The 20,750-nt window shown below is 61.6% G+C and carries 18 protein-coding genes; 16 read left to right on the plus strand and 2 right to left on the minus strand.

What is annotated here, in order from left to right:
• Positions 1–3 precede the first annotated feature (3 nt).
• From GNZ12_RS19915 to GNZ12_RS19980, 14 genes are all read left to right on the plus strand, one after another.
• Positions 4–960, plus strand: coding sequence for a fumarylacetoacetate hydrolase family protein (locus GNZ12_RS19915; RefSeq protein WP_172312821.1), 957 nt, complete (start codon positions 4–6; stop codon positions 958–960).
• The gene (locus GNZ12_RS19920) at positions 957–2,978 is read left to right on the plus strand and encodes an acyl-CoA synthetase (RefSeq protein WP_172312823.1); all 2,022 of its coding nucleotides are present in this window, start codon (positions 957–959) and stop codon (positions 2,976–2,978) included. The genes GNZ12_RS19915 and GNZ12_RS19920 overlap by 4 nt, the downstream gene beginning before the upstream one ends.
• A gap of 511 nt (positions 2,979–3,489) precedes the next feature.
• Positions 3,490–4,230 carry an OmpW/AlkL family protein gene (locus GNZ12_RS19925; RefSeq protein ID WP_172312825.1) on the plus strand — a complete coding sequence of 247 codons (741 nt, stop codon included), beginning with the start codon at positions 3,490–3,492 and terminating at the stop codon, positions 4,228–4,230.
• A 293-nt stretch (positions 4,231–4,523) separates the two neighbouring features.
• Positions 4,524–4,727 carry a hypothetical protein gene (locus GNZ12_RS19930; protein ID WP_172312827.1) on the plus strand — a complete coding sequence of 68 codons (204 nt, stop codon included), beginning with the start codon at positions 4,524–4,526 and terminating at the stop codon, positions 4,725–4,727.
• Positions 4,728–4,845: 118 nt separating this feature from the next.
• Positions 4,846–5,694, plus strand: a complete 849-nt coding sequence (locus tag GNZ12_RS19935; protein WP_172312829.1) for an enoyl-CoA hydratase-related protein — start codon at positions 4,846–4,848, stop codon at positions 5,692–5,694.
• A 553-nt stretch (positions 5,695–6,247) separates the two neighbouring features.
• Positions 6,248–7,102, plus strand: coding sequence for a MurR/RpiR family transcriptional regulator (locus GNZ12_RS19940; protein WP_172312831.1), 855 nt, complete (start codon positions 6,248–6,250; stop codon positions 7,100–7,102).
• Between the two features lie 135 nt (positions 7,103–7,237).
• Positions 7,238–8,293 carry a C45 family autoproteolytic acyltransferase/hydolase gene (locus GNZ12_RS19945; protein WP_172312945.1) on the plus strand — a complete coding sequence of 352 codons (1,056 nt, stop codon included), beginning with the start codon at positions 7,238–7,240 and terminating at the stop codon, positions 8,291–8,293.
• Between the two features lie 34 nt (positions 8,294–8,327).
• Positions 8,328–9,656, plus strand: a complete 1,329-nt coding sequence (locus GNZ12_RS19950; RefSeq protein WP_172312834.1) for an aspartate aminotransferase family protein — start codon at positions 8,328–8,330, stop codon at positions 9,654–9,656.
• Between the two features lie 28 nt (positions 9,657–9,684).
• A complete protein-coding gene (locus GNZ12_RS19955) occupies positions 9,685–10,239 on the plus strand; it encodes a carboxymuconolactone decarboxylase family protein (RefSeq protein WP_172312836.1) in 555 nt (184 codons plus the stop codon).
• Positions 10,240–10,497: 258 nt separating this feature from the next.
• Positions 10,498–10,923 (plus strand): OsmC family protein, encoded by a 426-nt coding sequence (locus GNZ12_RS19960; protein ID WP_172312838.1) that lies wholly within the window; start codon positions 10,498–10,500, stop codon positions 10,921–10,923.
• Between the two features lie 169 nt (positions 10,924–11,092).
• Entirely contained in the window at positions 11,093–11,935 is an 843-nt protein-coding gene (locus GNZ12_RS19965; RefSeq protein WP_172312840.1) for an isocitrate lyase/PEP mutase family protein, read from the plus strand.
• Positions 11,936–12,149: 214 nt separating this feature from the next.
• Positions 12,150–12,788, plus strand: a complete 639-nt coding sequence (locus GNZ12_RS19970; RefSeq protein WP_172312842.1) for a TetR/AcrR family transcriptional regulator — start codon at positions 12,150–12,152, stop codon at positions 12,786–12,788.
• Between the two features lie 17 nt (positions 12,789–12,805).
• Entirely contained in the window at positions 12,806–14,368 is a 1,563-nt protein-coding gene (locus tag GNZ12_RS19975) for an MFS transporter (RefSeq protein ID WP_172312844.1), read from the plus strand.
• Positions 14,369–14,853: 485 nt separating this feature from the next.
• On the plus strand, positions 14,854–15,126 hold the full coding sequence (locus tag GNZ12_RS19980) for a YodC family protein (RefSeq protein WP_172312846.1): 273 nt from the start codon (positions 14,854–14,856) through the stop codon (positions 15,124–15,126).
• A gap of 13 nt (positions 15,127–15,139) precedes the next feature.
• Here the strand turns inward: GNZ12_RS19980 and GNZ12_RS19985 are convergent, their stop codons facing one another.
• The gene (locus GNZ12_RS19985) at positions 15,140–15,451 is read right to left on the minus strand and encodes a superinfection immunity protein (protein ID WP_172312848.1); all 312 of its coding nucleotides are present in this window, start codon (positions 15,449–15,451) and stop codon (positions 15,140–15,142) included.
• 236 nt (positions 15,452–15,687) lie between these two features.
• Here GNZ12_RS19985 and GNZ12_RS19990 point away from each other — a divergent pair, with 236 nt between their 5' ends.
• Entirely contained in the window at positions 15,688–17,151 is a 1,464-nt protein-coding gene (locus GNZ12_RS19990; RefSeq protein ID WP_172312850.1) for a M20 family metallopeptidase, read from the plus strand.
• A 449-nt stretch (positions 17,152–17,600) separates the two neighbouring features.
• Entirely contained in the window at positions 17,601–18,488 is an 888-nt protein-coding gene (locus GNZ12_RS19995) for a crotonase/enoyl-CoA hydratase family protein (protein WP_172312852.1), read from the plus strand.
• Between the two features lie 164 nt (positions 18,489–18,652).
• Here GNZ12_RS19995 and pdeR read toward each other — a convergent pair whose 3' ends face one another.
• Positions 18,653–20,656 carry a cyclic di-GMP phosphodiesterase gene (gene pdeR / locus GNZ12_RS20000; RefSeq protein WP_172312854.1) on the minus strand — a complete coding sequence of 668 codons (2,004 nt, stop codon included), beginning with the start codon at positions 20,654–20,656 and terminating at the stop codon, positions 18,653–18,655.
• Between the last annotated feature and the right edge of the window lie 94 nt (positions 20,657–20,750).

The following is a 20,750-nucleotide window of genomic DNA, read 5'->3' on the forward strand; positions in this document are numbered from 1 at the left end:
TAAATGGCACTTCACGTTCTGCATTACAGGCATCATGGTCGCGCCCAGTGGGGCGTCGTCGCTAACGGCGCCATCACGCCGGTTCCCGGCGAGTTCAAGACGACCGCGGACTTTATCGAAGCCAATCCGGTTGAACGGCTGGCCGAGCTGAGCGAGCCGATGCTTTCCGAATCGGAAGTGCAATGGTTGTCGCCCGTGACCGCCAATCAGCAGTTCATCTGCCAGGGTGCGAATTACCGCCAACATATGATCGAGTCCGGCATGGACCCGGATGTGAAGAAATTCAACATGATCTTCACGAAGGCGACGAGCTGCATCGTTCCGGCCAACTCGCCTGTGGTGAAGCCAAACGAGGTGCAGTTCCTCGACTACGAGATCGAACTCGGTCTTGTCCTCAAACGCGATGTCACGTCCCGCGAAACTGTCACCGACGGGAACCTGCATGACTACATCGCCGGCGCCGTGATCGTCAACGACTACTCCGCGCGCGACATCCAGATTCCGCAGATGCAGTTCTACAAGGGCAAGAGCTATCGCACATTCGGCCCTGTCGGCCCCTACCTTTGCCTCCTTGAGAAACACGATATTCCGAAGTTAAGGGAGCTCGTGCTGACGCTGACGGTAAACGGAACCGTGCGCCAGAATGACTCCACTGCGGGTCTGGTCTACGGCCCGGCAGAGACCTTAACGGAGCTTTCCGGCGTACACGACCTGTGCGCTGGGGACCTGCTCGCCACGGGCACGCCCGCCGGTTGTGCACTGAGTATTCCGTCGCCCGAAAAGCAGCGCGCCGCGGCGCAACTGCCTGAAGCGGAAAAGTGGCGCTTTTTCCTGAAGATGCAGGAGGAAAGGCCGCAGTACCTGCGAGCGGGCGACGTCGTGGAGGCGCGCATCGCGAGCCGCGACGGGTCGATCGATCTGGGCGTGCAACGTAACGTCGTCGTGGACGAGGCAGAATGAAAGGGATCGCAAACATGGCCGATGTCCTTGCCATCGAGGCGCAAGGGCAGCCAGCGGATCTGCCGTCTAGCACCTACGAGATGATCTGTCGTGGGGCGGCCATCAATCCGTTGGCACCCGCACTTTCGTTTTTTGCAACCGCCGACGATCACCGGGACGCTGAGTGCTGGACGTATAGTGAACTCGTGCGTGATGTCACGCGAACCGCGAACATGTTTGCCCGTCTGGGAGCGCAGCGCGACTCGGTTGTCGCATACGTTCTGCCCAACCTCCCTGAAACGCACTTTGTGATCTGGGGTGGGGAAGCCGCCGGGATTGTCTGCGCGATCAATCCGCTGCTTGAGGGCGAAGCCATCGGCGAACTGCTCAACGCCTCAGGTGCGAGCGTGCTCGTAACCCTGGCGCCGTTTCCCGGAACCGACCTTTGGCAGAAGGTGCAAGCGGTGCTGCGCAAGGTCCCTTGCCTGCAGCATCTCGTGCTCGTGAATCCGGCCGACCGCATGCCGGGCGAAAAGGGATTCGCGGCCCGGATGCTTCAACGTGGCGAGTGTTCAAAACTGCATGGGCCTGGCGGCATTCACGGTGCCGTTCCTACACATGTTGGCATCCACGATTTCAGCACTGCCGTCGCGAGGGAGTCCGGGGTGGCGCTCAGCGGCACGCGTCGAATGAGCATCGATGATGTATCGTCCTTCTTCTGCACGGGCGGCACCACCGGACTGCCGAAGATTGCGATTCGACGGCACGGCAACGAGGTGGCCAATGCGTGGAACGCGGCTCAATTCTTCGGCGAAAGCATTGGTCCGGGGAAAACGATTTTTTGCGGACTGCCGCTTTTCCACGTCAACGCCGTGCTGGTGACAGGTCTGCTGGCGTTCTCGCGTGGTGCCCACGTCGTGCTCGGCACACCACAAGGTTATCGGGGCGAGGGCGTTGTAAAGCGCTTCTGGGAAATTGTCGAGCATTACCGCATCAACTTCTTCAGCGGTGTCCCGACACTCTACGGATCGCTGCTGGACGTTCCGGTTGGCGAGCACGATATCAGCTCGCTCGAGTATGGCCTGTGCGGCGCCGCCCCCATGCCGGTCGAATTACTTCGCACTTTCCAGGATCGTACAGGAATAAGAATCCTTGAGGGCTACGGCCTCACGGAAGGTACCTGCGTTAGCAGCGTGAACCCTCCGCTTGGCGAGCGCAGGGTCGGTTCGATTGGTCTTCGTCTGCCCGGTCAGGCAATGAAAGCAGTAGTGGTCGATGAAAGCGGCCGATATGTACGGGATTGCGTTGCGGATGAGGTCGGCCAGCTGGTTATCTCCGGGCCAAACGTGTTCGTTGGCTATACCCGGCCGGAGCAGAATAGTGGCATCTGGATGGAAAGTGGTGACGGCGGGCGCTGGCTCAATACCGGAGATCTCGGACGCTGCGACCAGGACGGTTACTTCTGGCTCACCGGCCGGAAGAAGGAACTGATTATCCGGGGCGGACACAACATCGACCCTGCAGCAATCGAAGAACCACTGCATCGCCATCCCGCAGTCCAGATTGCCGCAGCTGTAGGGCGCCCCGATATGCACGCGGGCGAGTTGCCGGTCGCCTATGTTCAGCTAAAGCCAGGTACAACCGCAACCGAGGCGGAATTGGCCGAGTTTCTGCGTCACGAGATCAACGAGCGCGCCGCGCTGCCAAAGGGGATTCGGATCGTGGATGCGATGCCGCTGACGGGCGTCGGCAAGATCTTCAAGCCAGCACTGAAACGCCGCGAAACGGCAGACGCCTTACGGTCGGCACTCGTGGAGGCCGGCGTGGAGGATGCAACCGTTAGCCTCATTGATGACACCTCGCGCGGGATTTCACTCCACGTCGAACTCGCCGACCCCGCGCTTGAAGCATTGGCGACTTCCGCTCTCGGGCGCTTTCCGTTCGCATTTTCGATCTCGGCTGCCGCGAGGCCCTCACGGGCAGAGCAACCGGTGGTGATAGACCCGGCAGCGATAGATGCGCGCGGCAGGCCAACGTAACACGAGCCACAACATCAAAGGGGCGCGTTCGGTCATGCGCCCGGATTAAAGGTTAATCACCCGTGCGCGCCCCGATGCCGCATTTCAAAATGCCTGACGGTGCTTTGAGGTTAGTACGTCTAATTTGTTGGAGGAAAAGAGGATGAGTGTTGCATCAGAAAGGTCCTTGCGTTCGCAGGTTGAAAAATGGCTCGGGCCGACTCCTTCGACGCCGGTTCGGGTTACCCGATTCGGCCGCGCGCGCTCGAATCAGAGACCCTGTGTTCGTATCGAGCTACTGCTACCGACAGGCCCGGTTGGATTCTTTTTCTTCCGGCACCGCGACGGCGCGTGGTGCGTGTTCCCGCCTGAGACGGAACGTCTGACGATGCACGCTAACTAGAGTGCAGGTCGATCGAAGGATGCGGCATGGGTAGCCATACGAAAGGGAGGAAAACAATCAATTGAGCAGATCCAACGGCAACACCACTGATTCATAAAAATTTCCAGACATTGCGACAGGAGAAGAGACATGAGGAATTACAAACGCGCAATCAGTTCGGTCGGTATGGCGGCTTGCATCTGCTCGGTCGCGCTTATCGACAATGCCAATGCGCAGTCGGCCGGAAGCATAACGCTGTCGACAGGATGGCTTCACATTGCGCCGCAGGGCGACGCGACGCCACTAACCGTGGAAAGCATTGGCGGCGTAGCGGTGAATCAGCAGCTATCTGGTAGCGGAGCGCATGCGAGCTCAACGGATACGGTGGGAATTACCACCGAGTACTACGTCACGGACAACATTGGTGTCGCCATGCTTTTTGGACTACCGATGAAGGTGAATCTGATTGGCGACGGGACGCTACAGAAGTATGGCAACCTCGGCACGACAAGGCCGATGCCGCCCGCCATTGAACTTCGATACCACCTGTTTTCAGCCGAATCGAAATTCCGTCCGTTCATAGGGCTCGGCGTGAACTATACGTGGTTCACCCAGGTTCGGACAACCAATAGCCAGTTTGTCACTGATAGCCTTGGTCCAGGCGGCTCGGCACGTGCGACACTCAGTTCATCGTGGAATCCTGTATTCGAGGTCGGGGCAAATTACGCGATTACAAAACACTGGTCGGTCGGAACCTCTCTCGGCTACGTTCCGGTGAAGACCCACCTGACGTTATACGGGCAGACCGCAACGGGAACGCAGATCGTTTCCAGATCGACGCTCCGACTCAATCCCCTTAACGTCTTCCTGAACGTTGCCTATACGTTCTAGCGCGTACAGGTCCTCAATGCGTCAATCGAGAGGTTTGAACGCTCATTGAAGACATGGACGTTATTTTTCGCTACCCGGACCTGGCTGCCGGTCTGCGACCTCACGGTCGATTACGACACGTTGCGACACACGTCGCGGCAACAGGGCGCGGCGATTGAAGGCAACTGCCTGGCCGACGCACTGTACCCCGATCACCCTGGCCGTCAGAAGTCGAAGCTCCCCATAAAGGTCTTCAAGTCTCGTCCCGTTGGCGCCGGTAGTTGTGTACGTCAAGCAGTCAAAGGAGATTGGCCATGTATTACGACCACACGAATTCCCAAAATATCGATCACCGAAGCGGCACGAATGACCCGAGCGACGCGGGTTCGGCGTCGAACGATGTCGTCGAGGTGATTAATCCTACTCTGGCAAGGAATTGGGCATGGGCGCACCATAGCGACTTATACGACTGGATGGACTGGCATAGTCCGTTTCCCGCATCAGGCCCGTCGGAGTGACCACGGTATGGCGGCGCAAGCTATCGGCGATTGAGGGAACTCAAATCGCGTCAGTCGTCCATTGTCTACTAACTGGAAAAATCGCCGCAGACTCACGGCAGACTTCGCGAGGCTTTTCATGCACAACGAATACTTTCAGATCAGCAACGAATCCGGCATCGCACATCTCCAGCTGAACCGTCCCGACCGTTTCAATACGATGGGCCTGGCCTTCTTCACCGGGTTGCGAGACGCCGTGCTGGCGCTCGATGCCGCGGGCGACACCCGTGCCCTTGTCATCAGTTCCACTGGAAAGCATTTTTCGGCCGGCATGGCGCTCGACGTCTTCACCGACACGACGGATGCGTTTGACAACAGCAGCCCACGGGCCCGGCTGGGCTTCCGGCATGCGTTGAGAAATCTGATGGATTGCTTCGATACGCTCGATCAGGTCCGGTTTCCCGTCATCTGCGCAATTCAGGGTGGCTGCATCGGCGGAGGCCTCGATCTCGCCGTCGCCTGCGACATTCGAATTTGCACGACCGATGCATTCTTCGCACTGCAGGAAACTCAGATCGGCATGACGGCTGACCTCGGTGTGCTGCAGCGCCTCCCGAAGATCATTCCCGCCGGCGTGGCTCGCCAGATGGCCTACACCAGTGAGCGGTTGAGCGCCGGGCGTGCATTGGCAGTCGGCCTGGTGAATGCCGTGTCGCCCAATGCCGAGGCGCTGCTCCAACACGCGATGGAGCTGGCCCGAACCATCGCGTCGAAGTCCCCGCTGGCCGTTGCTGGGTGCAAGACTGCGATTAACTTCGCGCGCGATCATAGTACGTCCGAATCTCTGCGACATATGGCCTTACTGCAAAGCGCCATATTCGACACCCAGGACCTCGCCGAGGCAATTTCCGCCTGGCATGGAGAGCGGCAGGGCCGCTTCGACGCACTGTCGCCGCTGACAACCCGCGAGACGGGCAATCCGCGGTGACAGGGAACCGCTGCAGGCCAGTCCCGCACTCGCTGGTTTGCAGCCGTCCAGCTGGGAAGATCAAACTCCGACGCGAACGTCCTATTCTGCGAGCCATCGGGGTCGCGTGTTGGGTGGAAGAGCGTACGGCCGCCGAGGTTCGGCGGTTGCCTGGAGAGCGTTCGGAGAGCGCACCGCTGCGACCGCTATTTGATGATGGCTGCCTCCAACTATGCAGAATGTCCGAGCAAGCCTATGAGACATACCTTTCATTAGTCAGCGGGCTGCCAGCAGAAACGCTGGACGATGGTGAAAGCGCGGCGATTGCGATAGCTGTGCACGGGCATCGGGAGCGGGGTACTTGACGACAAAAAGGCGAGACGAATTCTGTCGGAGCGGTTCACTGAGTCGCGGTGCGGTAGTTCGCTTTCTTTTTTGCTTGCAGCGGCAGCACGTGCGAATTGGAGTGCGCAGGATTTGCGAGCCGCCATCACGCTGGAAGTTCTGTTGGATGCGATGCACCGGGTGGTAACATTTGTTGTCATCCTTATCGACCGCTCGCCCGGTACACCGCATGCCAGACAGTTTCGACCAGCTCGCCGCCCTGATCCGGACACGCTTCTCCGAACTGAGTCCGCAGTTCCAGATGGGAGCAGGGTTCCTGCTCGATCATCCCGACGAAGTGGCGGTCTCGTCGATGCGCAAAGTGGCCGAACGGGCGCAGGTGCAACCGGCCTCGCTGGTGCGCTTGTCGCAGCAATTGGGTTTTCCCGGCTGGAACGAATTGCGCAACCTGTTCGTCGCGCGCGTGCGTACGCGGCCCGAGCCGCTCACCAGCCGCGCCCGTTCGCTCGTCAAATCGAAAGATGCGCTGGCGAACGACCTGCTGGTCGCGCAACAACACAATCTTGAAGTCACTGCCGCGCATAACGGCCGCGTGATCGTGGAAGCGGCGCGTCTGTTGCGGCGCGCCCCACATGTGCATGTTGCAGGCTTTCGCTCCTGTTATGCAGTGGCGTTCGGCCTTGTCTACGGCTACCGGCTATTCCGTTCGTCGGTGTCGCTGCTCAATGGCGAAGCGGGCACGCTGGAGATGCAACTGCGCACGGTCGAGCGTGATAGCGCGACCATCGTCATCAGTTTCGCGCCGTATTCAGTCGAAGCGGCGCGCGTGGCCGAAGCCGCGCTGGAAAAGGGCAGCAAGCTGATCGCGATCACGGACAGCGCGGTCTCGCCGATCGCGTTGAACGCAGACAAGGTGCTGATCTTTTCGCACGAAAGCCCGTCGTTCTTTCCTTCGCTGGTGGCGGCCACGGCGATTTCTGAATCGCTGGTCGCGCATCTGCTCGCGCTGGAAGGCGCGGGAGCCGTCGAGCAACTTGCCATCGCCGAGCAATCGCTGCATGAAAAGGGCGCGTACGTACCTTGATGTTTGTCCTCTGAGGCAGGCCGTAGCTTGCCGCGGCGCGCGGCCGCTCCGGTTGGTTCATCATCGCACTGTTTGACAACAAATGTTGTTTGGAAGTATAAATGCGTACCGATTGTTGAATAGGTGCGAACCGTGGTGTCCAGGCAGGATTTAAGTCTCTGTCAGGTGGGCGGTGAGCCGTATGACATCGGCTACCGGCTGGGTGAACTCGCCAGACCGGTGTTCGCAGACTATATGCAACAGAGCAGTGCGTGGCGGGCGGTTCGACGCTGGCGCGGCGATCCGTTCGTCCAGCAGTTGCGCGAGGCTGCCCAGGCGCATTGTCCTGCGCTGCTGGTCGAGTTGGACGGCATGGCAGCAGGACTGGGTTGGTCGGCGGAAGATATCTTTTTGTGGAACTGCCGCGGCGAGTTGATTCACAACGCGCCGGACGGTTGCACCACCCTGGCCGCTGTCGAAGGCAATGCGCGGTTCATTGCACACAATGAAGACGGCGATCCCTTTCTGCGCGAGCGCTGCGCTCTGGTCGAGGTTCAACCTGCCGGCAAGCCCGGTTTCATCAGTTTCTATTACCCTGGATCGCTGCCAGGGCACACCTTCGCGGCCAATCGCGCCGGTCTCGTGCAGGCCATCAATAATCTGCGCATTCGCGTACCGGCGGCCGGCGTGCCACGCATGATGCTCGCGCGCGCGGTGCTGGATGCGGCCTCGCTCGACGAGGCGCTGCACATCCTGCGCGACACGCCGGCTGCGAGCGGCTTTCATCACACGCTTGGTTGTGCCGGGGATGGGCGTCTCCTGAGCGTCGAAGCAAGCGCACAGCGATGTTCCGTGCAAACGGTGTCCACTATCGCCGGCCATGCGAACCATCTGATTCATCCCGGTTGCGAAGCCGAGGCGCAAATCGTCACCGATTCTTCGCGTGACCGGCAGGCGCGCGTTGAACACTTGCTGACCACACTGGCCAGTCCGGTTACCCCCGCCACATTGCTCGACGTGTTGCAGGATCGCGCGCCTTCAGGCCTGCCGATCTACCGCGACGATCCGCTCGATCCCGACGACGAGAACACGCTCGCCACGGCGCTCTTCGACATCGGCAGCGACGGCGTCTCGATGGCAGTCTATCGACAGGGGCAATGCACGTTCGACACCGTCATCGCATGCAAGCCGTCCGCGCAGACCGGCGCCTGAGCAGCAGTCGCCAATAGAAAGGAAAGTGAAAATCATGTCCACCGTATTCCATCGCTCGCCGAAGCAGTCACTGCCGGTGGCTGTCGCCGGTGACGGCATCGAAATCATCGATTCCACCGGCAAGCGCTATATCGACGCCTCAGGTGGCGCAGCCGTCTCGTGCCTCGGCCACAGCAATCAGCGCGTGATCGACGCAATCAAGCGGCAGGCGCAGCAATTGCCGTATGCGCACACGTCGTTCTTCACGACCCAGGTCGCCGAGGAACTCGCCGATCGCCTGGTGGCGAGCGCGCCGCAAGGGCTCGAACACGTGTACTTCGCGTCGGGCGGCTCGGAAGCGATCGAGGCGGCGCTGAAGCTGGCGCGGCAGTATTTCGTCGAGACGGGCGAGTTGCAGCGCCGTCATTTCATCGCGCGTCGCCAGAGCTACCACGGCAACACGCTGGGCGCGCTGGCGATTGGCGGCAATGCGTGGCGGCGCGAGCCGTTTCTACCGATCCTGATCGAAGCGCACCACGTGAGCCCGTGTTACGCGTATCGCGAGCAGCGCGCCGGCGAAACCGAAGAGCAGTTCGCGCAGCGTCTCGCTGACGAACTCGAACAGAAGATTCTCGAACTCGGTGCCGACACGGTGGCTGCATTCGTTGCGGAAACGGTGGTGGGCGCAACGGCCGGCGCCGTGCCGCCGGTGCGGGAGTATTTCCGCAAGATTCGTGCTGTGTGCGATCGCTATGGCGTGCTGCTGATTCTCGACGAAATCATGTCGGGTATGGGGCGCACGGGCTACCTGTACGCGTGTGAGGAAGACGGCATCGCGCCAGACATCCTGACCATCGCCAAGGGGCTCGGCGCCGGCTATCAGCCCATCGGCGCGACGCTGGTCAGCGACCGGATTTACCAGGCGATCGTCGGCGGTTCGGGCTTTTTTCAGCACGGGCATACCTATATCGGCCACGCCACCGCCTGCGCCGCGGCGCTCGAAGTGCAGCGCGTGATTGCCGACGACCATCTGCTGCCGAATGTGCAGGCGCGCGGCGAGCAGTTGCGTGGCCGGCTGCGCGAGCACTATGCGCAGCATCCGCATATCGGCGACGTCCGTGGGCGAGGGCTCTTTGTCGGTGTGGAACTGGTGCAGGACCGCGTCACCAAGACGCCGTTCGACGCGAAGCTGAAGCTGCACGCGGCGATCCGGCGTGAGGCGTTCGCGCGTGGTTTGATGGTGTATCCGATGGGCGGCACGGTCGACGGCAAAGTCGGCGATCATGTGCTGCTGGCCCCGCCGTTCATCTGCACCGCGCGCGACATCGACGAGATCGTCAGCCGGTTGACGGATGCGATCGAGGGCGCACTGGCCGCCATCTGACACCCTTTCCATTCCTGCGAGATTTGCGATGACCGAGCGTTTGCCTCACTTCGAACTGTCCGATGCCACGCCCGAACAGAAGGCCGTGCTCGACGAGATCTTGTCCGGCCCGCGCGGCAATCTGAACGGGCCGTTTCTGGGCTGGATTCATAGTCCGGAGCTGGCGCAGCAGGCGCAGCGGCTCGGCGCGTTCTGCCGCTATCGCACCGGCTTGCCGCTGCGCTTGTCGGAGTTGGCGATTCTGGTGACCGCGGCGCGCTGGCAGGCGCAGGCCGAATGGTATATCCACTATCCGATCGCTCTGGAAGCCGGTGTGGCCGAAGCGGATGCTGAGGCGATCCGCCAGGGGCATCGCCCGTCCTTCGCGGATGTCGATGATGCGTTGATCTATGACTTCGCGAGCGAACTGTACGACACCAAACGGGTGTCGGATACCACCTATAGAAAGGCGGTCGGGCGCTTCGGCCATCAGGTGGTGATTAACCTGGTCGGCCTGCTCGGCTACTACGCCTTCGTGGCAATGACACTGAACGTGTTCGACATGCGGGCGGTGGGACAGGAGAGCTTGCCGTTTGCGGAGTAGCGACACCACCGTCGGGTTTTGCTGCGCGCACCAGCCAACCGCATGCCGGCGTCGTCACGACACCGGCACACGGAAGCGCCTATGATGAAGTTCGGTCCACGCCCGCACCTCTTGCGCCGCGCGGCACGTCCCGAAGGAAGTCTCCTCGGGGCACTCGCGACCGATGCCGATACTACGAATACCCGGGCTGGACCGTTGTGGGCGGCATCACGTAGGGTTGAGGAGCGGCGCGAAGCAGGGCACAAACAGGAGAGAGCGATGAAGCGCAAGGCATCAGCAGTCTGGCAAGGCGGCCTGCAAGACGGCAAGGGCTCGATTTCCACCGACAGCGGCGTCCTCAAGGACACCCAATACTCGTTTGCCACGCGCTTCGCGGACGGCATCGGCACGAATCCGGAAGAGCTGATTGCGGCTGCGCACGCGGGTTGTTTCTCGATGGCGCTATCGGCCGAACTGAGCAAGGCTGGCATCACACCTGAACGTATCGGCACCACGGCAACCGTTACGCTCGACAAGGACGGCGGCGGCTTTACGATCACTGCGGTGCATCTCGATGTGGCCGTGAAAATTCCCGGCGGCGATCAAGCCGCGTTCGAGAAGGCCACCGCGGACGCCAAGGCGGGTTGCCCGGTTTCCAAGGTGCTGAACGCCACCATCACGATGGACGCGAAACTCGAAACCTGAGCGCGCGGTTCGTCCACTGCAGATACATGCAGGGCCGGCTGGCCAGGGTAGACAGGCCGCCGGCTGCCGCTTTCCATTCATTTCCCTCTTTTGCCATTCAACGAACATGACGAAGATCCGGCAGCGCGCGGGCGCGAAACGCCGGGCGCCGTCTTCAATGGGACCGTCGATGACAACGCAAACCGAAAAAGCACGGCAATTCCAGTCCTATCACGCAGCAGGCGAGGCTTTCATCATCCCGAATCCGTGGGACATCGGCACTGCGCGGCTGCTCGCATTGGCCGGCTTCAAGGCGCTCGCCACCAGTAGCGCAGGTTACGCGTTTTCGCGTGGCCTGCCGGATAACGCCATCGGCCGCGCGCAGATGATGGTGCACCTTACCGAAATCGTGGGCGCAACCGATTTGCCGGTCAGCGCCGATCTGGAAAATGGTTTCGGCGATGCACCGGAAGACTGCGCCGAGACGATCATGCAGGCCGCGGCTACGGGCGTGGTCGGCGGTTCGATCGAGGATTCGACCGGTCGCGCCGATGAACCGATTTACCCGTTCGAGGCCGCCGTGGAGCGCGTGCGCGCGGCGGTCGAGGCAGCGCGCACGCTGCCGTTTCCCTTTACGCTGACGGCGCGCGCCGAGAACTACCTGGTGGGCCGGCCCGATCTCGACGACACGATCCGGCGTCTGCAGGGTTATCAGGAGGCTGGTGCGGACGTGCTTTACGCGCCCGGCCTGAAGACGCGCGAAGAGATCGCCACCGTGGTCGGCGCGCTCGATCGGCCGGTCAATGTATTGATGGGGCTGCAGGGCGTCCTGCTCAGTTTCGATGACCTGCGCTCGCTGGGCGTGCGGCGTGTCAGCGTGGGCGGTTCGCTGGCGCGTGCGGCGTTGGGCGCGTTTCTCCGCGCGGCGCACGAGATGCGCGATCACGGCACCTTCAACTACACGAAAGAGGCCGCCAGCGGCAACGAGATGAACCAGCTCTTCACGGCCGCCGCGCAGAAGTGGGGAAAATAGGCGACCCGTTCGATCCAGATCCAGAGCATGCACGAGGCGCTTCGTTCAACCGGGCGAGTGTCGGAGGCGCAGATCGGCGCGTGGGCCGTGGTCCGGCCGGCGAAGGCGCTGCCGGCCGAACCACTGATACGAGAGGGGGGCGCCTGAATTTACCGGGCAGTCACTTTCCAAACTCGCCTTGCTTTATTGAACGGTTAGTCATAATATCCGTCACATGAAGCAATCTGGCAATTCGAATCAATCCGCGAAAAAAGCGGGCGAGGCCTGCTCCCGCGGCCGGCCGCGAGAGTTCGATACGGATACCGTATTGGCGAGCGCGAGCCAGGTTTTCTGGAACCACGGCTACCACGCCACCTCGATCGACGACCTCTGTAAGGCCACCGGCCTGTTGCGCGGCAGTCTGTACGGGGTATTCGGCGACAAGCACGGCATCATGCTCGCCGCGCTCGATCACTACGCCGAAGGTTCGGTCGCGCGGCTGGCCGAGCGGCTGAACGCGCCGATGCCGGCGGAAGAGGCGCTGCGCAACGCTTTGCTGCATTACGCCCGGGTCGCTTGCGCGCTGACCGGCGAGCGTAGCTGCTTCATCACCAACACCACGCTGGAGATGCAGCCCGGCGACGAGGAACTGCGCACCCGCGTCGCGGCAATTCAACGCCGCATGGCGACTTTGCTGGCGGCGTCGGTGATTCGTGGCCAGGCGAGCGGCGCCTTCAATTCCACGCTCGACGAAAAAGCCGTCGGCGATTTCCTGTTGTGCGTGATGCAAGGACTGCGTGTTTTGGGACGAGTGGCCCACAAGGAAGATGCACTGATCGGTATCGTGGACGTCGCCATGCATGCGCTCGTCTAATTTTTGAACGAACAGTCATGAATAGCGAAGCCGTGAAGCCCGCTCCGGCGGCATTCGTTGAGCCTGCGGCGGGGCCAGCAGCCGGTGGAGCTGGAACCGCCGTTTGCCCGGGTGTGGGTGCGGTGGCGGCCAGTGCGGTTGCCACCGTCAGAAAGGCTGCGTCCGGCTTCGAGCGCCAGGGGCTCGCGCTCGCCGTGCTGTTCGTCGGCGCCTTCCTCGCGCCGCTCGATTATTTCATCGTCAACCTCGCGCTGCCGTCGATTCACACCGGCCTGAACGCCACCGACGCGCAACTGCAACTCGTGGTGTCCGCGTACTCATCCGCTTATGCCGTGCTGCTGATCACGGGCGGACGCCTCGGCGACCTGTTCGGCCGGCGCCACATGTTCATGACGGGGATGGCGGCGTTCGTGGTCGCCTCCGCGCTGTGCGGCTTCGCCACCAGCGGGCACATGCTGGTGATCTCGCGGATCGTGCAGGGCATCGCGGCCGCGATCATGGCGCCGCAAGTGCTCGCGACCATCCGCGCGGTCGTGCCGCTGCATCGGCAGACCAAGGTCATGAGCCTCTACGGTTTCGTCTTCGGGCTGTCGTCGATCGTCGGCCAGCTGGGCGGCGGCGCGCTGATTACCTATCACCCGTTCGGGCTCGACTGGCGCATCATTTTTCTCATCAACATTCCGATTGGCATCGTGGCCTTCATCGGCACCTGGAAGTTCGTGCCGGAAAATCAGCCGGCCACGCGCACCGGCATCGACCTGAAGGGTGTTGCGCTGCTCTCGGTGGTGCTGCTGCTGGTCATCTATCCGATGACACATGGCCGTGAAGCCGGCTGGCCCGCGTGGACCTTCGTGATGTTCGCGCTTGCCGTGCCCGCGTTCGCGCTATTCGTGGCGACCGAGCGGCGCGTCGAGCGCGGCGGCGGCCATCCGCTGGTGGATCTGCAATTGTTCCGCAACCCGGCCTTTGCCTTGGGTCTCGTACTCGCGTTCCTGTTCTACTGTAACAGCGCGTTTTTCCTGACTTACGGCATCTTCCTGCAAACCGGCTTGCACTGGACGCCGCTCGCCTCGGGCATGGCCATCATGCCGTTCGCGATCGGCTTCGTGGTTGGGCCGCTGACGTCGCCCGCGGTAGTCAAGCGCATCGGCGGGCATGTGCTGGCGCTCGGTTTCTCGATGATGACAGTCGGCTTCACGGTCACCGGCTGGTCCGCGACCCATGCCGCCACGCCGGATCTGCTGTTCTATTGCGGACTGGTGTGCGCGGGCGTCGGTCACGGTCTGCTGCTGCCGTCGATCATGCGCATCGTGTTACTGGAAGTCGCGCCGGAGAAGGCGGGGCTCGCGTCGGGTGTGGTGTCGTCGACCTTGCAGATCGGCTCGGCGTTCGGCACGGCGGCTATCAGCGGCGCGTTTTTCGGTGTGATCGGCGGCCGTGAGACGCCGGCTGCCTATGCGCACGCGTTTCAGTACAGCCTCGCGATCAACGCGTGTCTGATGTTCGTGTGTATCGGTTTGAGCGTGCTGCTGGTGCGGCATCAACAACTGGCATTGCGCCGGGCTGCACAGCCGGTTTGAAAATAGCGGGTGGGTAATCGTTTTCAACGGCGGCTGCTGAAAACGATTATACGCGTTAAACAAAACTGGTTTTGGAGTGGGTGCATTTACCGATGAGTTTTCCGTTCACAGGTAATTTCGATTGCCGGTGATCAGAATAAACCCGAATTGGGGTTTCCCGGTAGCCGTTTAGATGTGACAAATCCAGAGCGCGTTTTCTACTCGCGGATCGGATTTGCTGCCGTAAGTTTTGCTATCGTGCGGTGCCGCACAGAAGGCGGCCTGGCGTCGTTCTACAGGGTTTTCCCGGTTTTTACGCCGTCCGCCGGCTTGCGAAAGGTATTCCAGCGGCAATGAAAACGGTATCAATAAAAAGCACTTGCCGTGTTTAATTTCGATTGTTAATCTTGCCCAACTTTTTAGAGTTTTCCTTCGGCAGGGTTCAATGTTGCAAAGCAAGATGCGATGACTTAATTCCGCTCAACGGGTTCCGTAGGGGATTGAATATGCTGACCGCTACCATTGACGTATTCGAAACACCGGCAGCCGCACGCTTCAATGTCGGCGATGTTGTCACGCTGAAGGAAGGTGGCCCACGGATGACTGTGACGTATGCAGGACCGGTGGCGCTCAATCCCGGCGACTGGCTGATTTGCGAGTGGTTCGACGAACATGGCGAACTGCGTCGCGAGATGTTCGCGCACGGGAGCGTGCGGGTTGAACCCCGCTCGATTCCTGCTGGCTCTGTGATGTGGCGCGGAATGGGCCGGGCGGCCTGACGCTTTTTTCCTGTTATTTCTCCCGCCGGTCACGCGCCGTAGCGCGCCTTTGCACGCGCACCAGAAGTGCCGAAGAAAACTCCCGCATCCGCACGAGCTTCCGCGTCTCCACGATTTCACCCGCCACGTTCTTCGGCGGGTTCGGCTGCAATGACCAGTAGAGCGCGAGCAGCCAGCCAAAGCCGGTCCACCCAAGACACGCATTGAAGAGCGCCAGCGTCAGCACGTCATGACGCTTGCGCCGGTCCGCGAGAATGCTCGGCAGAAAATACAGCGCGAGCGCGAGCATCGCGGCGATGGCCTGAACCACGACGTTGCTACCCATAGTCTGGCTCCCCAGGACGCGACTTATGCTGCGATTGTCGCGCGATTGCTTTCTTTGCGCAGCGTCGAGGCGAACCCGCGCTTTCACACCCCGCAGCCCAACCCCGATGTGCGTGCCTTGGCAGGTGACCCTCAGCGGTGTTCAGCGGGTGAGATGCGCGGCGAGGGGTTCAGCGCATCGCGCATCAGGACTATCATTGTCGTTTTGACTGAACAGAACCGCTACGGACCGCCACCATGATCTCCGACGATACGACCCAGCAGACCCAGCGCATCAACCAGGACACGCTACGCGAATTCGTAGACCGCAAATGGAACGACGAGATCGTGCCTGCCCTCACGGACTACATCGCGGTGCCGGCCAAGAGTCCGGCGTTCGACCCCGAATGGGTCAAACATGGCTATCTTGAGCGCGTAGTCACCGACGCGGCGCGATGGGCCGAGCAGCAACCCGTGCGCGGCCTGAAACTTGAAGTGATCCGTCTGCCGGGCCGCACGCCGGTGATTTTCTTCGAAACGGCGGCGACCCGATCGGGCAGCGAAGAAACCATCGTGCTGTACGGCCACCTCGACAAGCAGCCTGAATTCGACGGCTGGCGCAACGACCTCGGCCCGTGGACGCCGAAGCTCGAAGACGGCAAGCTGTACGGCCGCGGCGGCGCTGACGACGGCTACGCGATCTACGCGAGCCTCACGGCACTGGCTGCGCTGGACGCGCAAGGCATCGAGCGTCCGCGCTGTGTCGGCCTGATTGAAACCTGCGAAGAATCGGGTAGCTACGATCTGCTGCCGTACGTCGACGCATTGCGCGAACGGCTCGGCAAAGTCGGTCTCGTCGTGTGTCTTGACTCGGGTGCGGGCAACTACGATCAGCTGTGGCTCACGACCTCGTTGCGCGGCCTGGTTGCGGGCGACCTGGAAGTCCAGGTGCTTGACGAAGGCATTCACTCCGGCGGTTACGGCGGCATTGCACCGTCGAGCTTCCGCATCATGCGTCAACTGTTCGACCGTCTCGAAGATTCCGCCAACGGCACGCTGTTGCCGAAGGGTTTCCACGTCTCGATCCCGGCGGACCGTCTGCGCGAAGCGGAAGCGACCGCCCAGATTCTCGGCGACGATGTCTGGAGGAAGTTGCCTTGGGCCTGCGGGCAGGACGGCCGTCAGGTGCTGCCCACCACGACAGATCCGCAAGAAGCCTTGCTCAACTCGACGTGGCGTCCGTCGCTGTCGGTGACCGGCGCAGCCGGCTTGCCCGCGCTGGCCGACGCCGGCAACGTGCTGCGTCCGCGCACGGCGTTCAAGCTGTCGCTGCGCCTGCCGCCGCTGATCGAAGCGGAAAAGGCCGTCGCCGAACTGAAGGCGCTGCTCGAATTCGATCCGCCGTACAACGCCAAGGTCACCTTCAAGCCGGACGCGGGTGCGGCGAGCGGCTGGAGCGCGCCCGATCTCGCCCCGTGGCTTGCGACGGCGCTGAACGACGCGTCGCGCGAGCATTACGGCGCGGACGTTGCCTACATGGGGCAGGGCGGCACGATACCGTTGATGAACGTACTGAAGTCGGGATTCCCGAAGTCGCAGTTCATGGTATGCGGCGTGCTCGGGCCGAAGTCGAACGCACACGGACCGAACGAGTTCCTGCACGTGCCGTATGGCAAGAAGCTGACGGCAGCCGTTGCTCAGGTGATCGCGGCCGCACCGTGAGCGTTTCGCCTTGCTGTTTTCCGCAATAAAGTTGCTTTCGAATCAGCGGGCGCTCCAGGGCGCCCGCGTTTGAGTATGCAAACTGCATATTCCGTCTGTTAGCCCACAAATAAAAAAACAAACATCCTCAAGCTACATTTTCGATTGCATTACCTAATCGAAAATCATTTACTTTTCTTTCAGATCCGGCAAGAAATTCAGGCTTTGTTCGTTCGCTAATTTATTGCGGCCGGGTGCTTATTTGCGGGCTGAATTCGCCCATCTTCGGTGCGCAAGCGTTTGCGTTCGCGTCACCTTTTCCCCGCCGCTGCCTCCTTGCAGCGCGCCGTCTGGCGGGGCTTCACACAAGTGTTGCATTCATCTGTTGGTTACCCCGCTCCCATCTGATTCTGGTCTGCTTTAGGCTCGCATTGCAATGCGAGTGTTTAACCTTAAAAGGACCATTCAAAATGAATCTGCATAGCCATCACGCCTGCCGCCCGTTCCTCGAAGCCGGCAATTTGTCGCAAATCTCCGCTTACTACGAAGAAGGTCGCAACATCATGTGGATGATGCTGCGGGCGCAGCCGCGCCCCTGTTTCAATCTCGATCTGGTGCACGACATTCTGGGTCTCGCGCAGGCAGCACGAGAGTCCGGCTTGCCGATCGACTTCTGGGTGACCGGCTCGCTGATTCCGAACATGTTCAACGTCGGGGGCGACCTCGACTTCTTCGCCGATACGATCCGCGCCGGCAAGCGTCAGGCGCTGTTGGCGTACGCGCGGGCCTGTGTCGATTGTGTGCACGCAGCGGCGCGCGGCTTCGACACGGGGGCGATTTCGATCGCCATGGTGGAGGGCACGGCGCTGGGAGGGGGCTTCGAGGCGGCACTGGCGCACCATTTCCTGCTCGCGCAGAACGATGCGCGCATGGGCTTTCCGGAGATCGCGTTCAACCTGTTCCCGGGCATGGGCGGTTATTCGCTGGTCGCGCGCAAGGTGGGCATGCGTCTGGCCGAGGAGTTGATCGGCATGGGCGAGTCGCATACGGCTGAGTGGCACTTCGGCAAGGGGCTGGTCGACCATCTGTTCGAGCCAGGCGACGCCTATATGGCAACGCGTACCTTCATCGACACGCTCAAGCCGAAGATGAACGGAATCCGCGCGATGCTGCGGGCGCGCCAGCGCGTGCTGCAACTCTCGCGCGCCGAGCTGATGGAAATTACCGAGGACTGGGTGGACGCCGCCTTCACGATCGAGGAGAAGGACCTCGCCTTCATGGAGCGGCTGGTGATGCTGCAAAACCGCCGTACTTCGAACCTGCGCCAGACGGCCTTCAGCGCGGCCAATTTCGCCTGAACCCGAGCTGAGAATCGAGGATATCGCGCCGCAGCGGCGGTCCCCTAATCCCCAAAGAGGGACTCCTTCGGGGCGGGGGCTTTCCTTCGGGATGTCCCCCAATCTCCCAAGGGGACTTCCTTCGGGGCATCCCCAAGAGGACTTCCTTCAGGGCCGCCGGAAGCTCAGGCAATCAGTCTGAGCTTCTGTCTATCCTGCAACCAGCGTTCGAATTCCGCCGCCGGCATGGCCTGACCGTACAGGAAGCCCTGCACGTAGTCCACGCCCAGCCCCTTCATGAACATCTCTTCCGACTCGGTTTCGATGCCTTCGGCGACGACCTTGAAATTCAGCTCCTGCGCGACCGCCACCATCGAGCGCACGAGTGCCTGCGCTTTGGTGTCGGCATTGATCGAGCGGACGAAACTGCGATCGAGCTTGATCACGTCGAGCGGAATGCGGCCTAACTGCGAGAGCGACGAGTAGCCGGTGCCGAAATCGTCCAGATGAACCTGTGCGCCGATCTGGCGGAACTGCTTGATCAGATCGATCGCAGCCGCTTCGTCCTCGATCAGGCAGCTCTCGGTGAGTTCCAGGTCGATCAGGCACGGATCGAGATTCGCGGACTGCAGCGCTTCACTGAAATGCCGCACGACGGCGGTATCGACCAGTTGCCGTGCCGACACGTTGATCGCGATGCGCAGGTTGTAGCCGTCCGCCTTCCATTTGGCGGCCTGCCGGGCCGCTGTTTCCATGACCCAGCGGCCGAGCACGCCGATCAGCCCGGACTCTTCCGCATAGCGGATGAAATCAGCCGGCATGATCTGCCCGCGCTCCACCGAGTTCCAGCGTACCAGCGCCTCCGCGCCCTGCACCGCGCCGGTGGCGAGCACGAGCTTGGGCTGATAGTGCAGCGTCAGCTGGCCCTCTTCGATACCGCGGCGCAGGTTGGTGTCGAGCCACATGTACTCGGCGACCTTGCGGTTCATGCCGGGCGAGAACACGCGATAGGTGCGCTTGCCTTCATCTTTGGCAACGTACATCGCCGTGTCCGCGGAACGGATCAGCGATTCGAGACTGTCGCCGTGTTCCGGATGCAGCGCAATGCCGATCGAGCAGCCGGTGTAGACCTCGACGAGCCCCACGCTGAATGGTGCGCGCAGGCGTTCGAGAATGCGCTGCGCGGTGGCTTCGAGATCGTGGGCCGTGCCTTTGGCGGCGAGCACGATGAATTCGTCGCCGCCAAGGCGCGCGAGCGCATCGTCGTCGTTCAGGCAGGTACGGATGGCCGCCGACACATCGCGGATCAGCCGGTCGCCGAAGACGTGGCCGTAGTGGTCGTTGACCCGCTTGAAGTTGTCGAGATCCAGGAACAGCACGCCGACGGATTCGCCCGGGGCCGCCTCTTCGATGGCGGTACGGATTTTGTCCTGGATTGCGTTGCGATTGGCGAGGCCAGTGAGCGAATCCGTGTTCGCCAGTTCGGTGAGCCGTTCCTGCGCGAGCCGTTCTTCGGTGATGTCGGTGCCCGAGCAGATCAGGAATTGTTCTTCGACGCCGCTGCCGCTGTGCACGAACTTGTTGCGAAACAGGAAGAGCCGTTCGCCGTGGAGGGTTTTCACGCGCCGCTCCACTTCGTACGAGACGCCGCGATTGAAAAACCCCGCGATGTTCTGGCTGGAGGCCGCGCCGGCTTCCGTGGACATGAAGAGCGCCCACACATTGCGGCCGATGATGTCTTCTTCCTTGACGCCGGTGAGTTCCTCGGCGAGACGGTTGAAGCGCTGTATACGGCCGTGCCTGTCGACGATGACCACGACCGAATTGACTTCGGAGACGACCTGTTCGGCGAAAGAGAGGCCCTGGACCAGATCGCGCGCGACGGATTCCGTGTCGTCGTAGGCCGAGGCGGTGCCGGCCCACGTATTGCTGGCGAGCTTTTTACCGACGAGATGCAGGCGCAGCGGTTCGCCGAACAGCCGCACGTCGAGGATGAGGTGCGAGGTGATACCGGTGAGGCAACGGATTTGCGAAGCCTGTTGGGGATTCAGCGGAATGGCGACATTGGCCGGCACGTCGCCGGTAACCGGCGCGAGTTCCAGAGCGTTGCTGTCGTTCGACAAACGCCAGCAAGGGCTGCTTGTGCCGAACTGGGCATAAAGCACCTGATCGTGTTGGTCGTCGTTCATGAGATCCCCGGGCCGGTGTGTGCCGATGAGCCCCCCGTGAAGGCGGGCCGGCGGCAAACAGTCTTCATCATACTTAAAGACTCGCCCCATTGTA

Source organism: Paraburkholderia solitsugae, from assembly GCF_013177695.1.
Taxonomy (GTDB): Bacteria; Pseudomonadota; Gammaproteobacteria; order Burkholderiales; family Burkholderiaceae; genus Paraburkholderia; species Paraburkholderia solitsugae.

Coding starts and splice junctions, on each gene's coding strand:
- GNZ12_RS19915 (WP_172312821.1), top strand. CDS start 4: ATGGCACTTCACGTTCTGCATTACAGGCATCATGGTCGCGCCCAGTGG.
- GNZ12_RS19920 (WP_172312823.1), top strand. CDS start 957: ATGAAAGGGATCGCAAACATGGCCGATGTCCTTGCCATCGAGGCGCAA.
- GNZ12_RS19925 (WP_172312825.1), top strand. CDS start 3,490: ATGAGGAATTACAAACGCGCAATCAGTTCGGTCGGTATGGCGGCTTGC.
- GNZ12_RS19930 (WP_172312827.1), top strand. CDS start 4,524: ATGTATTACGACCACACGAATTCCCAAAATATCGATCACCGAAGCGGC.
- GNZ12_RS19935 (WP_172312829.1), top strand. CDS start 4,846: ATGCACAACGAATACTTTCAGATCAGCAACGAATCCGGCATCGCACAT.
- GNZ12_RS19940 (WP_172312831.1), top strand. CDS start 6,248: ATGCCAGACAGTTTCGACCAGCTCGCCGCCCTGATCCGGACACGCTTC.
- GNZ12_RS19950 (WP_172312834.1), top strand. CDS start 8,328: ATGTCCACCGTATTCCATCGCTCGCCGAAGCAGTCACTGCCGGTGGCT.
- GNZ12_RS19955 (WP_172312836.1), top strand. CDS start 9,685: ATGACCGAGCGTTTGCCTCACTTCGAACTGTCCGATGCCACGCCCGAA.
- GNZ12_RS19960 (WP_172312838.1), top strand. CDS start 10,498: ATGAAGCGCAAGGCATCAGCAGTCTGGCAAGGCGGCCTGCAAGACGGC.
- GNZ12_RS19965 (WP_172312840.1), top strand. CDS start 11,093: ATGACAACGCAAACCGAAAAAGCACGGCAATTCCAGTCCTATCACGCA.
- GNZ12_RS19970 (WP_172312842.1), top strand. CDS start 12,150: ATGAAGCAATCTGGCAATTCGAATCAATCCGCGAAAAAAGCGGGCGAG.
- GNZ12_RS19975 (WP_172312844.1), top strand. CDS start 12,806: ATGAATAGCGAAGCCGTGAAGCCCGCTCCGGCGGCATTCGTTGAGCCT.
- GNZ12_RS19980 (WP_172312846.1), top strand. CDS start 14,854: ATGCTGACCGCTACCATTGACGTATTCGAAACACCGGCAGCCGCACGC.
- GNZ12_RS19985 (WP_172312848.1), bottom strand. CDS start 15,451: ATGGGTAGCAACGTCGTGGTTCAGGCCATCGCCGCGATGCTCGCGCTC.
- GNZ12_RS19990 (WP_172312850.1), top strand. CDS start 15,688: ATGATCTCCGACGATACGACCCAGCAGACCCAGCGCATCAACCAGGAC.
- GNZ12_RS19995 (WP_172312852.1), top strand. CDS start 17,601: ATGAATCTGCATAGCCATCACGCCTGCCGCCCGTTCCTCGAAGCCGGC.
- pdeR (WP_172312854.1), bottom strand. CDS start 20,656: ATGAACGACGACCAACACGATCAGGTGCTTTATGCCCAGTTCGGCACA.